Raw genomic sequence first — 12,875 nt, forward strand, 5'->3', positions numbered from 1 at the left:
AGACAGCCGCCATTGTCGCCGAGCAGGTGAGCGTGGTTCGCGCCGAAGTAGACAAGCCGGATGCCAATCCGGCCATCCTTCGGCCAGCGTTCGCCAAGATCGTGGACGGGTTGGCGACCGGGACGCGGGGCACCCTGTCGGTCGCACTGCCCGGCCTCTTCCAGGTGTGGCTGATCCAGCATGGGTATCTCCTGCCGCCGCAGGCCTGAGCCAGCGGTCCCGGTACCACACGTGTACGTACAGAACGCGTTGCTGAACGCCGGAAGCTGGTTTTACCAGCATGGCCGGGCGGTCATTTCAAGGCTTGATCTCGAGTATTTCGTCAATGCTCGGCACCCTCGGCTCATACCTGGGCAGCATCGGCACGTTCATCCAGAACCACAAGGGGCCTATCGAGAAGGACCGCAAGCTCCTGGTGCCCGCCGGCCAGGCCATCATGGGCGGCCTGATCTCCAGTATTTCTAGCGAAAAGGACGCGCTCGCAGCCGAACTGGCCGATATGACGTCGCTGCTGAATGTCGGACCGGACGACGCCACCTTGGGGATCACAGCCCAGGCGGATGCGATCTCGCGGAACCTGTCGGTGGACTCCAGCAGGCAGCTGCAAATTGGCTGGAAGAACGGGGCGTCGGCCGATCCGGTGCTGCGCGCCTTCCAGGATCTGATCTCGCTGGAGTTCGGCGGCGACGTCAACGCGGCGTTCGCACCCAACGGCTAGCTAGCCTGGCGGGTCGCATCGGCTGCCCTCGCGGCCCGCTTGGCGTAGCGGAAGACCTTTGCATCCGCCCTCCCATGCGCCCGCCAACGCGTGGGAGGGCGGATTTCGTCGTCCCACGCCGTCCACGATCGGGTGATAACTCGCCGTCGCTACTGGTCGATCAGCCCATAACCGCCGAAGCCCTCGCCTCGCTCAGCCGCAAGGGCGGGTGCCTCATCTGCGTTTATGGACGTCCGCCGAGATATCCACACCCGCATGGAGGCGCCGCACAACACGTTCCGGCTACCTCTATGGCGCGATCCCGGAAACAGGCCGCCACCCCTACGGTTCTGTCCGCAAGCCCGGCACACCCGGGAACACAAACCACACCGAGCCGCCGCCACGGCCAGCCTTCCCGAGGAGCCCACACTGTCGACGGACCAAACCACCAAACCGATCGACACCCGCGGTGGCCGTCACATAGGCCAGCACCGGCGCCGGATCCCGGCCCAACGACTTCACCTGACCCAGACCCCGCTCGAGACCGTCACGACAGGATCGGTCAAGCGGGCCATCGGTCGGGCCAAGCCAGGCGGCCGGCTCATCGTCGTCGTACCGGCGCACAACGAGGAACAGGGAATCCGGGAGACCGTCCAAGCCCTGCACGGGCAGACGTACCGGCCCAACAGGGTCATCGTTGTCGCCGACAACTGCACCGACGACACCGCCGGCGAGGCGTACCGGGCGGGGGCGCAAGTCCTGTCGACCGACGGCAACACCCACAAGAAGGCTGGGGCGCTCAACCAGGTCTTCGCTGAACTCCTGCCGCAACTCGCCGACGACGACCTCGTCATGGTCGTTGATGCGGACAGTCAGCTCGACGCCGACTTTCTCAACTTCGCCGTTTCGAAGCTGAACGCCGACCCGGGGCTCGGCGCCGTCGGCGGCATCTTCCGCGGCTCGGAAGGCGGCGGGTTCGTCGGGCACCTGCAACGCAACGAGTACGCCCGCTACGCCCGCGACGTCGCCCGGCTCAAAGGCAAATGCCTGGTGGTGACCGGCACCGCGGCGCTGTTCCGGGCGGTCACGCTGAAGCGGGTCAAACAGGAACGGCTCGCCGGGCGCCTACCGACAGGTGATGGCCGTGGCGGGATCTACGACACATCGGTGCTGACCGAGGACAACGAACTCACCTTCGCCTTGCTGCACCTCGGCTACCGCGTCCTGTCCCCCAAGGAATGCACGCTCACCACCGAGGTCATGGAATCGTGGCTGGACCTGTGGCGTCAGCGGCACCGGTGGAAGCGCGGGGCTATCGAGAACTGCGTCCAGTACGGGCTGACGAAGGTGACCTGGCGTTACTGGGGCCGGCAGATCTTCACCATGTTCGGTGTCCTCGTGACCTTCACCTACCTCGCGACCGTCGCATACAGCCTCACCCTGGGGCACTTCCACCTGCAGCCGTTGTGGATGGCGGTCAGTGCCGTGTTCGTCGTGGAGCGGGTGGTGACCGTCCGGCATCGCGGCTGGAAGCACATGCTGGTCGCCGCAACAATGTACGAACTCATCCTGGACATGTTTCTGCAATTCGTTCACGCCAAGGCATACGCGGACGCCCTGCTGGGCCGAGAGAGGAACTGGTAATGGACAGCTACACAGGCGGCGGGGTTGTCGCTGGAGGCATGGCTACGAGCGGAGGGCTTGCCGTGACCGGTGCGAACACGCTGTGGGTCGTCCTGGCGGGGTTCGCGTTCGTCGCGGTGGGCGCGGCGGTCATGCGTATCGCGCCGAAGTGGCGCCGCTGATCGCTTGAACCATCGTCCCGGCTGCCGCCACTGCCGGGTTGAAAGGTATCTGCTGGTTCAGGTGTCGCGCTGGATCTCTTCGCAGACTAGCCATGAAATCGCGCGCCGACGTCGAGCCGAAGTGCTGTGAAGCCGTGGTTGATGTGCGCGACGCACTCGCCGAGCGTGGTCTTTCGAGTGTTCAGGTGCAGGGCGTTCACAACCCGCCGCGCCTCCTCGAGGCCACCGGAGCGCAGGGCCGCGAATACGGCCCCCGCGCAGGCCTGGTCAAAGCCCAGACGAGTGATCGGATCGGCGTGCTCCGGCGGGGAGGCGAGTGCGGACACGGCCATTACATGCGTGGTGAGGATTGGGCCTGCCCCCGCTGCGGGCCGGTAACTGGCCGTTGCTGTCGGCGGATCGCATCCACCAAACCCACGCGTTCTTCCAGCACCGCACCGATGCCCAGAACCTGACCACCGCAGCACCCTGGACCTCACCCTGGCTACCCGAGGGTTACGGGAAGAAGTTCTGGCCAGGGGCTTTAGCTCATTCCAGAACGAGCTCATCAAGCCGAGCCATGGCCGGCTGGCAGGAGATCTCCGAAGCGATGGCCGCCAGCCGCTCATAGTAAATCCGCGAGATGGCGAGCTGATCCTCGAAGAGCCAGTCGGCGAGCGTCTCGAACGCCAGCGCGATCTCCCCAGCCGCCAAAAACTCAAGGCAGTCAGCAACAACAGACTCGCGCGTGATCGGCGACTCCTGAATCAAAGCCCGAAGCTCCGCATCAACCGCACTGAAGTCCCACCACCCCATGTCACCAACCTAGTGATCGAACTGTCGCCGATGCTGCGATGGTCGGCCGCGCGGCCGAAGCGACTGCATTGCCCGATCGTCGATGGCCCTCGGCCGTCCGGGCGACTCCGTGTGCATAGCCGGCGTCGTTGGGCGTTGTGGGCGGACAGATCATCGGGCTGGCGTCGGGCCGCACACCAGCTTCTCGACCGGCCCCGTGGAGCTACCCCATGACCTATGACCCATATGGGCAGCAACGGCCACCCGCCGTCTCCGGGCCGCCGAATCCGGGTTGGCCGCTTGCCCAGCCATACGCGCAGGCCGGCTTTACGATGCAGACTCCGCCTCCGAAGAAGCGCCGGTGGCCGTGGATCGTCGGCGGGATCACCCTGGTCGGCATCCTCGGGTGTGTCGGCCTGTTCACCCTTGTTCTCGGCGGAACCGCGAAGGTAGCGACCGAACTGGACGACAACCAGAAGGGCAAGAACGCGGTTGCCGGGCAGATGAATACGCCGATCACCGATGGAAAGTTCCAGTTCACGGTGACGGGCATGAAGTGCGGGTTGGACCGGGTCGGCTCGGAGGTCCTCAATCAGAAGGCTCAGGGCGAATTCTGCCTGGTCAGCGTCAGCGTGAAGAACGTGGCGGATACGGCGGAGATGTTCGTGGACTCGTCCCAGCAAGCGACAGATGCGAAAGGCGCCACGTACTCGGTGGACTCTGGCGCGGGCCTGTCCGCCAACGAGGAGTCGTCAGTGTTCCTGGAGCAGATCAACCCGGGCAACACGGTGAAGGGCAAGCTCGTGTTCGACGTGCCGAAGGGCACGAAACTGACCGCAGTGATCCTGCATGAGTCCATGTACACACCCGGAGCGAAGATCCCATTGAAGTAGCTCGAGCACAACGCAGGCCCACCCCAAGAAAGCCGCCGTGGGCAATCCGTGAGCAACCGCCCCGGTCGGAAGGTGGCCGGTCGGGGCGGCGCGGGCTGGAAAGCAAAACGTCCACCGTGCGTTTCCGCAGGTGGACGGTGCTCAAAGCCCGGCGAGAGGCTTGGTGGCCAGGGGCGGGGTCGAACCGCCGACCTTCCGATTTTCAGTCGGACGCTCGTACCAACTGAGCTACCTGGCCTTGATGTTTTCTTGCGGTCCTGACGGGACTTGAACCCGCGACCTCCGCCTTGACAGGGCGGCGAGCACTCCAACTGCTCCACAGGACCTTGCTATTCACATATCTGTCTTGCTCCGGCTGGCCGGTAGCTTTCGCTACTAACCTACCAGTACCCCCAACGGGATTCGAACCCGTGCTACCGCCTTGAAAGGGCGGCGTCCTGGGCCACTAGACGATGAGGGCAACTCCGCCAGTATTGCATGTCTGCGATAGCTAGCGGCGTAGACCCCAACCGGGCCCCGCTTGAGGCTTGGAAAGCATACGTGATCCACCACGTCCTCTCCAAACCGGTATCCCTTCCGGTTTCTGGAACGTGCTGACCTGCGGAAACGTCAGGCTGCGACGGCCCGGGCGAGGTTTGCGGCCTGAAGAAGGTCGGTGAGGTGGACCACGCCCTCGGGCAGAGCGGGCCCGGGCCAGCCGGGGCCGGCCGCCGCCAGCAGCAGCGGCGGGTGTGGGTGTGCGGCCACTCGGACCAGCTGGGCCGGGTCGCCGGTGTGGGGCATCGAGGACCACAGGATCACCGCTACCGGGCCGGTGCGGGTGATGGTGTCGTCCAGGGCCTGTGGCGGCACTCTCGGGCCCAGCAGGCGGGTCGGGACGCCGTCCTCGGCCAGGGCGGCCGCCAGGGCCTCCAGCGGGAGCGTGTGTTGTTCCTCGTCGGCGGCGGCCAGCAGGACCCGCGGTGACTTCCCGGACGGTGGGCGGGGGACGGCGCTCAGCACCTCGGTGACGCAGCGGGAGATCAGGTGCTCGACCTCGACGAAACGGCGGGTGGCCTCGTAGCGCTCGCCGACGCCGATCAGCACCGGCATCGCCACGTCGGTCCAGGCGGCGATCACCCCGGTCTCCACCACGGCCGCCGCGAGGATTTCGCGCATCAAGGGGGCGTCCAGCCGCATCGCCGCCCGCGCCAGGCCGCGGGCGGCCGGCACGACCTGGCCGAGCGGAATCGCGAGCCCACCACCGTCGGGCCCCTGGCCCGGAACGGGTGAGAGGGGAGAGACCAGGCCGACGGCGGCGGAGGGGGAAGACACCGGGGGAGAAGCTGCGGGGATGGGTGTACGCCGGGCCCAGGCGGCGGCCTCCGCGGGGGCCACGCCCTGCGACGTCAGCCGGAGCATCACCTCCAGGCGGTTCAGGTCCTGGGCCGTGTAGCGCCGGTGCTGGCCGGGCACGTGGCGGCTCGGGCCCAGCCCGTACCGCTGGTGCCAGGTCCGCAAGGTGGTGACCGCTACGCCCAGACGGCGTGCGACCGCGCCGGCGCTCAGCGCCTCATCGGCCACCCGACCGCTCCGGAGCATCGTCATTGACCCCCGTACCAGATGGAGGTACGGGGGTGAAGGAGCTGGCGTTCGAGCGGGGCGAGGGCAGGCGGCTCTGGTGTTCGGCCAGCCGGGTGGCCACGCCGAGCAGCCACGGTGCGAACGGGCGAGGGTCGGCCGACAGCTCCGCGAGGAGGCCGGGCACCGACACCCACCGTAGGCCGGCGACCTCGTCGGGGTCGGGTTCCGGGCGCACCCCGACCGGCAGGTCACCGACCAACACGTGGTCGTACTCGTGCTCGACCCGTCCGCTTTCCGGGTCCTCGGCGCGATAGGTGTGGACGCCCACGGCACGCAGTGGCATCGCGGGGAGGCCGAGCTCCTCGGCGAGCCGGCGCCGGGCGGCGACGGCAAGATCTTCGCCGGGCAACGGGTGCCCGCAGCAGGTGTTGGCCCAGCGCAGCGGGAAGCGGGTCTTGACCGCGGCCCGCTGTTGCAGCAGCACCCGCCCGGTAGTGGCATCCCGCAGGAACACCGAGAACGCCCGGTGCAACCGTCCGGGTGCCTGGTGCGCGGCGAAAACCGTGTCCGAGCCGATGGCCCGGCCGTCGAGGGACACCAGCTCGACGAGGTGCGATTCGCGGGCGGTCACGCGTGGCCCCCGGTGATCCGGGCGGCGGCCAGCTTCCCGGAGATCAAGACCATCGGCACGCCCACGCCGGGCTGGGTGCCGGAGCCGGTGAAGACCACGTTCGGGTAGGCGGGATGCAGGTTGGACGGCCGGAACGGGCCGGTCTGGCCGAAGGTGTGCGCGGCCGCGAACGGGGTGCCGGCCGCCATGCCCTGATCCGCCCAGTCCGCCGGGGTGATCACTTGTTGCACCTCGATGCCGTCGCCGAAACCGACGTAGCCGCGCTTCTCCAGGGTCCGGACCAGCGACGACGCATAGCGATCGGCCAGGTCGCCGCGCCAGTTCATCGGGCCGGCCTCGAGGTTGGGGACCGGCGCGAGCACGTAGTAGGTCTGCTTGCCGTCCGGCGCCACCGACGGGTCGGAGTGCGACGGGTTGGTCACCAGCAGGGACGGGTCGCTCATCAGCAGTCCGTCCCGGATGACCTCGTCGAACGTGCGCTTCCACCGCGTACCGAAATGGATGTTGTGGTGTGCGGTTTTGCCGTAGGCCTGGTGGGAGCCGATGTGCAGCACCACGCAGGAGGGCGAGTACCGCAGGCGGCGTTGCCGCCGTGGCGGCAGGAGGTCGCGGCGGGCGATCGGCAGATCGGGGTTGAGGACGACGACGTCGGCGGGGATGCGCGAGCCGTCTTCGGTGATCACCCCGGTTGCCCGGCCGTTGGTGATCTCGACCTGCGTGACGGTGGTGTCGTAGCGGAACGTCACGCCGTGTTTCTGGGCCGCTCCGGCCAGCGCGCGAGGCACGGCGTGCATGCCGCCCTTGGGGTAGTAGACGCCGGCGACCGAGTCGAGGTAGGCGATGACCGCGTAGATCGCGAGGGCGTCGTGCGGGGCGAGGCCGGCATACATCGCCTGGAACGAGAAGATCCGCTGGGTACGGGGGTCGCGGAAGAACGACGCGATCTTCGGGTGGAGCCGGCGGAACCCGCCCATGCCGAGGAGTTTCAGCAGGTTGAGGTTGACCAGGTCGATCGGGGTGTCGAGGTTGCGGCCGATGAAGTGATCGCGCTCCAGGTGCCACAGCTTGCGGGAGAAGTCGACGAAGCGCAGGTATCCGTCGGCTTCCCGGGGGCCGCAGACGCGCGAGATCTCCGCGGCCATCGCCACCGTATCGGTGCGAACGTCCAGAGTGGATCCATCGGGGTAATGGGCCCGGTACGCCGGATCGAGCGGCGACAACTCCAGCCAATCGGACAACCGCTCGCCGACGGCGGCGAGCGGTTCCTCGATGAGCGACGGCATGGTCAACACCGTCGGGCCGGTGTCGAACTCGTAGCCCTGCAGCGACAACCGCCCGGCCCGGCCACCCGGAACGGATTCCCGCTCGACCACCGTTACCTGGCGTCCGGCGGCGGCCAGGTGCAGCGCGCACGCCAGCCCGGCCAGCCCCGCGCCGACAATCACTACACGCTCGGAAGGTCCCGTGACGACTCGCATGGCAGCCATCATGCCGGGCGCTGCGTGGCGTGAACCGCCAGCTCGATCAAAGCGGTCCGGGCGTCCTCGTCGATCGGCACGTCGGTCAGCATCTCGACCGCGGCGGCGACCCGCTCCCGGATCATCGCCTCGACCTGGGCGACCGCGCCGGTCGACGCGATCAGCTCGGCCATCTCGGCGGGGTTGAGCCCGCCGGAGCCGTCGGCGGGGTTGACAGCTCCGGCGGGGTCCAGGGCCAGCCCGGAGCGCTGCGCGGGGGTCGCGAGCTCTCGGGCCAGCAGCAACAGGGTGGTGGGCTTGCCGGCACGCAGGTCGTCGCCGGCCGGTTTGCCGGTGACGGCCGGGTCGCCGAAGACCCCGAGCAGGTCGTCACGCAGCTGGAACGCCTCGCCGACCAGTTGCCCGTAGCGGCTGTAGACGTCGTCCAGCGGGGTGGCGACCGGGCCGGCCAGGGCGAGGCCGAACTGCAGCGGGCGCTGCACCGTGTAGCTGGCCGTCTTCAGTTGCACGACCAGCATCGCCCGCTCGGCGGACCACTCGTCGGGGGTGCTCTCGCCGAGGACGTCCAGGTATTGCCCGGCGACCGCCTCGACCCGCATCCGGTCGTAGCGGGAGCGCACCGCGAACAGTGTCGAGGTGGGCAGCGGGGTGCGCGCCAGCAGCTGGTCGGCCCACACCAGGCACAGGTCGCCGACCAGGATCGCCGCGGTGGTGCCGAACCGATCGGAGTCGCCGAGCCGGCCCGCCCGGGCGTGCTGCCCGGCGAAGAGCTGGTGCGCGGTGGGCCGGCCACGGCGGGTGGCCGATTCGTCCATGACGTCGTCGTGGATCAGCGCGAACGTGTGCATCAACTCGAGCGCGGCGAGCGCCGGCAGCACCGGTTCGAGCGGCTCGCCCGGCCCTGTCGCCCCACGCCAACCCCAGTAGGCGAACGTGGGGCGCAGCCGCTTCCCGCCGGCCAGCACCAGATCCCGTGTGGTGCGGGCGAGGCCGCCCAGGGCCGGGTCGACGGCGTCGAGCCCGGCGATCTGCGCGGCCAGGAAGTCAGCCAGGGTGCCCTCGACCGCGTCGAGCAGCCTGGAATGCCCGCTGGCTTGGCGGGGTATCCCGCGGCGCCGGTTTCCCTCGAGCGTGTCATTGGCCACGAGACGTACCGTACCCTAGGTTTTGAGGTTGCGTCGATTCGTGCGTCGATTTCCAAGACGGAGGACACAATTGGAGACGGATCTGGCCGCCGCCTACGAGCGCTGCCGGCTGCTGCACAAGCAGCATGGCCGCACGTATTACCTGGCCACGCGCCTGTTGCCGGCCTGGAAACGGCGGCACGTGCACGCCCTCTACGGCTTCACCCGCTACGCCGACGAGATCGTCGATCAAACCGAGGCACTGCCGCCGGCCGAGCGTGCGAAACGACTCAACGCATGGTCCGGCCAATTCGTGGCCGGCCTGCGGGGTGAACCGGTCGACGACCCGCTGCTGCCCGCCGTGCTGCACACCATCGCCGTGTTCGACCTGGACGTCAACGACTTCGACACGTTCCTGCGCTGCATGGCCATGGACCTGACGATCACCTCCTACGAGACCTACGACGACCTGCTCGCCTACATGGAGGGCTCGGCCGCGGTGATCGGCACGATGATGCTGCCGATCCTCGGTTCCACCGATCGGGCCACCGCCCGCGAGCCCGCCCGCCAGCTCGGCTTCGCCTTCCAGCTCACCAACTTCATCCGGGACGTCGCCGAGGACCTCGACCGCGGCCGCATCTACCTCCCCCGGGAGGACCTCGACCGCTTCGGCCTCACCCCCGAGGACCTTCGCCCCGGAAACCCCAAGATCAAGCCCCTGATTGCGTACGAGGTGAGCCGCGCGCGCCGCCACTACCGCGCGGCCGCCCCCGGCATTCCCCTGCTCGAACCGGCCTCCCAGGCGTGCATGCGCACCGCCTACCAGCTCTACGGCGGCATCCTCGACCAGGTGGTGGCCGCCGATTACGACGTCTTCGCCCGCCGCGCGACCGTGCCCAACTCGCGCCGGGCCGCGGTCGCCGTGCGCAGCCTGCTGACCAGGCCCGGGACCCCGGTGGCGGCCTGATGCGTACCGCGGTGATCCTGCTGACCCGCGACCTGCGGGTCCACGACAACCCGGCCCTTGCCACGGCGTGCGCCAATGCCGACCGGGTCGTCCCGCTCTTCGTCCTCGACCCGGCCCTGTCCGAGCTGTCGTCGAACCGCAACCGCTTCCTGCATCAGGCCCTCGCCGACCTGCGGGAACAGCTCCGCGAGCGGGGTGGCGACCTCGTGCTGCGCAGCGGGGACCCGGTCACCGAGGCGGTCAAACTCGCCGGCGAGGTGGGGGCGGAGATGCTCGGCGTGGCCGCGGACGTCACCGCGTACGCCAAAAAGCGGGAAGGTCGCCTCCGCGAGGAATGCGACAGGCAGCGGATTTCGCTGCGCCTTTTCCCGGGGGTGACGGTGGTCGACCCGGGCACCCTGCGACCGGGTGGCGGCGGGCCGGCCTACAAGGTTTTCACCCCCTATTTCCGGACCTGGCAGACGGCGAAATGGCGCGACGAGGTGGCCACCCCGCGCAAGATCACGTTGCCGGACGGGCTGGCGGTCGGGCGCCTGCCGGCGATCCCCGGCGGGGAGTCACCGGATGCCGCCACCGGCGGCGAAACCGAGGGACGGCGGAGGCTGAGCGCCTGGTTGCGCAGCATTGACGCGTACGGCGAGAAGCACGACGACATGCCCGGCGACGCGACCAGCCGGCTCAGCCCGTACCTCCGCTTCGGTTGTGTCTCGCCCCTGGCCGTCGCGGAAGCGGCGAAGACGCTTGGTGCTGAGCCCTATGTCCGGCAGCTCTGCTGGCGCGACTTCTACTACCAGGTGGTCAACGCGTTCCCGCGGATCTCCACCCAGGCCTACCGGCCGAACGCCGACGACGAGTGGCGCGACGACCCGGATGCGCTGAAGCACTGGCAGGACGGCCTGACCGGGGTGCCGGTGGTGGATGCCGGGATGCGCCAGCTGCGCGCCGAGGGCTGGATGCACAACCGGGCCCGCCTGATCACCGCCGCGTTCCTCACCAAGCACCTCGGTATCGACTGGCGGCTCGGGGCGCAATGGTTCTTCCGCTGGCTGCTCGACGGGGATGTTCCCAACAATTCCGGCAATTGGCAGTGGGTGGCCGGCACCGGCAACGACAGCCGCCCCTACCGGCGGTTCAACCCGATTCGGCAAGCCGGCCGCTTCGACCCCGAAGGCGTGTACGTTCGGCGCTACATACCCGAACTCAAGGCGATCGAGGGCCCGTCGGTCCACGAGCCGTGGCGCCTCCCCGCGGGGGTGCGCAGCGCTCTCGACTACCCGGGCCCCCTGGAGTCACACCGGGACGAGGCGGTGTGGCTGCGGCCCTGACCCCCGCCCGGTACGCCCGGGCGGGTCTCAGCGGGGTCCGCCGGCCACGTTGCGTCCGTCTACGCCGAGGCCGACGGACCCCGCGCGACCTTTTCGGCTTTTCGCAAACGGATACCGGCGCCGTCCTTTGCCTGATGGCAGTGGACGGCGCCGGCTCGGCGGTTGCGAGGTCGTCGGACACCAGCCAGGTCCGCCGTTCGCCCCCTCGCACTCGCCTTTGTGATCCCTCTTCCGCGACGGTGAGAATCGGCCAGGGCCGGGGCGGCATTAGAAATTCGCGGCATAGCTTTCGCCCAGTGCCTGCTCGATGCGGTCGACCGTGGTGAAGTCGCCCAGCCGGCGGGTCACGTAGGCGATGGCCAGCTCGCGGGCCGGGTCGGCCCAGCCCGCATTGCCGCCCAGGCCGCCCTGACCCCAGGTGCCGTCCGGCTCGATCTGCACCCCCAGACCCCAGGTGACCTCGGACTCCAGGAAGAGGTCCGCGCCCGTGTACTGCGGGATCGCCAGGTCGGGGAGCCGGCCGTCGAGGATCGCGGCGTAGAAGCGGGCGATCCCGGTGGCCGTCGCGTGGATGTTGACGGCCGGGACCGCGGCCCGGCGCCAGAGCGGGGAGTTGACCACTGCCAGGTCTCTGGCCCCGGGTGGATTGGAGACGGCGCGGGCGTGCACCGAGTCGGGGATGCCCAGCATGCGGGCCGGCCAGTCGGGGGAGTCGAACTCCAGCTCGGCGCACCGGGCGATGTCCTCGTCGGACAGTGCGAACGCCAGGTCGAGGTCGAGCGGGCCGGTGATCTCCTGGGCCACGTAGTCGGCCGGGGCGCGACCGTCCACCCGGCGAATCACCTCGCCCAGCAGGTGGCCGTAGGTGAGGGCGTGCTCGGCGGCGACCGTGCCGGGCTCCCACTCCGGGGTGGCCTCGGCCAGGTCGGCGCAGAGCAGATCCCAGTCGGCCCAGGCCTCGACCGGGCGGGCGACGGGGAAGGACGGCAGCGCGGCGAGATGGGCGACAAGATCGCGCACGGAAGCGCCGGCCTTGAACGACGGCCAGTAGGTCACGGTCGGGTCGGACAGCTTCAGGCGGCCGCGCTGCACCAGCTGCAGCACCGCGGCGGCCATCACCGGTTTGCCCACCGAGTAGACGTTGACCAGGGTGTGCGCATCCCAGGGGATGGTGCGCGCGGTGTCGCGCCAACCCTCGTGGAGTTCCACCACAGGGCGGCCACGGTGCAGGACGGTGAGCGCGGAACCACCGCGCGGGTCGGCGGCGAACGCCTCGCCGACCGCTTCGAAGCCAGGAGCGAGCATGGGCGAACCGTAGGCCCATGGTGCGACAGAATCTCGGTTTGGCTGCGCTGACCTGCACAAATGCGAGATGCTGGGGGCCGATTTGGAGCCCAGGGAACGAGCCTGTAATGTTTTCCGAGCCGGCAGGGACGCGGACAAACAAGCGGAGAGATCCGCAACGGCCGTCCTGCCAAATCCTAAGACTTCAGGATCGTAGCGATGCTGCGCGCCTGGGACGCGGGATGTTCTAGGGCAGAAGGACACCAACCGGGAGAAACCGGTTGACACGGTCCGGAAGACCTAGTAAGGTAGATCGAGTGCCCCGAGGGCGGGA

General features: G+C 68.8%; 14 protein-coding genes, 3 tRNA genes and 1 pseudogene. 8 read left to right on the plus strand and 10 right to left on the minus strand.

Translation table 11 applies throughout. The features are described 5' to 3' along the window. The 4 genes from Adu01nite_RS47010 to Adu01nite_RS47025 all read left to right on the plus strand — a co-directional run. A partial coding sequence (locus Adu01nite_RS47010) for a hypothetical protein (protein WP_203735934.1) occupies positions 1-209 on the plus strand: 209 nt, incomplete at its 5' end. Positions 210-325: 116 nt separating this feature from the next. Then, positions 326-718 (plus strand): hypothetical protein, encoded by a 393-nt coding sequence (locus tag Adu01nite_RS47015; protein ID WP_203735935.1) that lies wholly within the window; start codon positions 326-328, stop codon positions 716-718. A 255-nt stretch (positions 719-973) separates the two neighbouring features. After that, positions 974-2,341, plus strand: a complete 1,368-nt coding sequence (locus Adu01nite_RS47020; RefSeq protein WP_203735936.1) for a glycosyltransferase family 2 protein — start codon at positions 974-976, stop codon at positions 2,339-2,341. A 62-nt stretch (positions 2,342-2,403) separates the two neighbouring features. Beyond that, entirely contained in the window at positions 2,404-2,502 is a 99-nt protein-coding gene (locus Adu01nite_RS47025) for an LPXTG cell wall anchor domain-containing protein (RefSeq protein WP_203735937.1), read from the plus strand. 86 nt (positions 2,503-2,588) lie between these two features. On the opposite strand, the gene Adu01nite_RS47030 is transcribed toward Adu01nite_RS47025, so the two are convergent. Continuing rightward, a complete protein-coding gene (locus tag Adu01nite_RS47030; protein ID WP_203735938.1) occupies positions 2,589-2,828 on the minus strand; it encodes a hypothetical protein in 240 nt (79 codons plus the stop codon). 68 nt (positions 2,829-2,896) lie between these two features. On the opposite strand from Adu01nite_RS47030, the pseudogene Adu01nite_RS48785 reads away from it, so the two are divergent. After that, a pseudogene (locus tag Adu01nite_RS48785) lies at positions 2,897-3,025 on the plus strand (IS630 family transposase); the annotation flags it as partial. A 5-nt stretch (positions 3,026-3,030) separates the two neighbouring features. Here the strand turns inward: Adu01nite_RS48785 and Adu01nite_RS47035 are convergent. After that, positions 3,031-3,297: a MafI family immunity protein gene (locus tag Adu01nite_RS47035; RefSeq protein ID WP_203735939.1), complete on the minus strand. Its 267-nt coding sequence runs from the start codon at positions 3,295-3,297 to the stop codon at positions 3,031-3,033. Positions 3,298-3,506: 209 nt separating this feature from the next. Here Adu01nite_RS47035 and Adu01nite_RS47040 point away from each other — a divergent pair, with 209 nt between their 5' ends. Continuing rightward, on the plus strand, positions 3,507-4,169 hold the full coding sequence (locus Adu01nite_RS47040) for a DUF4352 domain-containing protein (protein WP_239133241.1): 663 nt from the start codon (positions 3,507-3,509) through the stop codon (positions 4,167-4,169). A gap of 161 nt (positions 4,170-4,330) precedes the next feature. Here Adu01nite_RS47040 and Adu01nite_RS47045 read toward each other — a convergent pair. The 7 genes from Adu01nite_RS47045 to Adu01nite_RS47075 all read right to left on the minus strand — a co-directional run bounded on the left by Adu01nite_RS47045 (position 4,331) and on the right by Adu01nite_RS47075 (position 8,986). Continuing rightward, a tRNA-Phe gene (locus Adu01nite_RS47045) sits at positions 4,331-4,407 on the minus strand. Between the two features lie 14 nt (positions 4,408-4,421). Further along, a tRNA-Asp gene (locus Adu01nite_RS47050) sits at positions 4,422-4,495 on the minus strand. Between the two features lie 61 nt (positions 4,496-4,556). After that, positions 4,557-4,629: transfer RNA gene (locus Adu01nite_RS47055), tRNA-Glu, on the minus strand. A 149-nt stretch (positions 4,630-4,778) separates the two neighbouring features. Further along, entirely contained in the window at positions 4,779-5,732 is a 954-nt protein-coding gene (locus Adu01nite_RS47060) for a MerR family transcriptional regulator (RefSeq protein WP_203735940.1), read from the minus strand. After that, complete coding sequence (idi, locus tag Adu01nite_RS47065; RefSeq protein WP_203735941.1) at positions 5,722-6,363, minus strand: isopentenyl-diphosphate Delta-isomerase; 642 nt, start codon at positions 6,361-6,363, stop codon at positions 5,722-5,724. Before idi ends, Adu01nite_RS47060 begins: the two co-directional genes overlap by 11 nt. Further along, positions 6,360-7,841: a phytoene desaturase family protein gene (gene crtI / locus Adu01nite_RS47070; protein ID WP_203735942.1), complete on the minus strand. Its 1,482-nt coding sequence runs from the start codon at positions 7,839-7,841 to the stop codon at positions 6,360-6,362. Before crtI ends, idi begins: the two co-directional genes overlap by 4 nt. A gap of 8 nt (positions 7,842-7,849) precedes the next feature. Further along, a complete protein-coding gene (locus tag Adu01nite_RS47075) occupies positions 7,850-8,986 on the minus strand; it encodes a polyprenyl synthetase family protein (RefSeq protein ID WP_203735943.1) in 1,137 nt (378 codons plus the stop codon). Positions 8,987-9,056: 70 nt separating this feature from the next. Here Adu01nite_RS47075 and Adu01nite_RS47080 point away from each other — a divergent pair, with 70 nt between their 5' ends. Next, entirely contained in the window at positions 9,057-9,932 is an 876-nt protein-coding gene (locus Adu01nite_RS47080) for a phytoene/squalene synthase family protein (protein WP_203735944.1), read from the plus strand. After that, positions 9,932-11,257 carry a cryptochrome/photolyase family protein gene (locus Adu01nite_RS47085; RefSeq protein WP_203735945.1) on the plus strand — a complete coding sequence of 442 codons (1,326 nt, stop codon included), beginning with the start codon at positions 9,932-9,934 and terminating at the stop codon, positions 11,255-11,257. The genes Adu01nite_RS47080 and Adu01nite_RS47085 overlap by 1 nt, the downstream gene beginning before the upstream one ends. 267 nt (positions 11,258-11,524) lie before the next feature. On the opposite strand, the gene Adu01nite_RS47090 is transcribed toward Adu01nite_RS47085, so the two are convergent. Then, complete coding sequence (locus Adu01nite_RS47090; RefSeq protein WP_203735946.1) at positions 11,525-12,562, minus strand: serine hydrolase domain-containing protein; 1,038 nt, start codon at positions 12,560-12,562, stop codon at positions 11,525-11,527. Between the last annotated feature and the right edge of the window lie 313 nt (positions 12,563-12,875).

The sequence above is a fragment of the Paractinoplanes durhamensis genome (genome assembly GCF_016862175.1).
In the GTDB taxonomy this organism is placed as follows: Bacteria; Actinomycetota; Actinomycetes; order Mycobacteriales; family Micromonosporaceae; genus Actinoplanes; species Actinoplanes durhamensis.

Excerpts from the sequence above, each read along its gene's own strand:
- Adu01nite_RS47015 (WP_203735935.1), top strand. The coding sequence starts at position 326 with ATGCTCGGCACCCTCGGCTCATACCTGGGCAGCATCGGCACGTTCATC.
- Adu01nite_RS47020 (WP_203735936.1), top strand. The coding sequence starts at position 974 with ATGGAGGCGCCGCACAACACGTTCCGGCTACCTCTATGGCGCGATCCC.
- Adu01nite_RS47035 (WP_203735939.1), bottom strand. The coding sequence starts at position 3,297 with ATGGGGTGGTGGGACTTCAGTGCGGTTGATGCGGAGCTTCGGGCTTTG.
- Adu01nite_RS47040 (WP_239133241.1), top strand. The coding sequence starts at position 3,507 with ATGACCTATGACCCATATGGGCAGCAACGGCCACCCGCCGTCTCCGGG.
- crtI (WP_203735942.1), bottom strand. The coding sequence starts at position 7,841 with ATGCGAGTCGTCACGGGACCTTCCGAGCGTGTAGTGATTGTCGGCGCG.
- Adu01nite_RS47085 (WP_203735945.1), top strand. The coding sequence starts at position 9,932 with ATGCGTACCGCGGTGATCCTGCTGACCCGCGACCTGCGGGTCCACGAC.
- Adu01nite_RS47090 (WP_203735946.1), bottom strand. The coding sequence starts at position 12,562 with ATGCTCGCTCCTGGCTTCGAAGCGGTCGGCGAGGCGTTCGCCGCCGAC.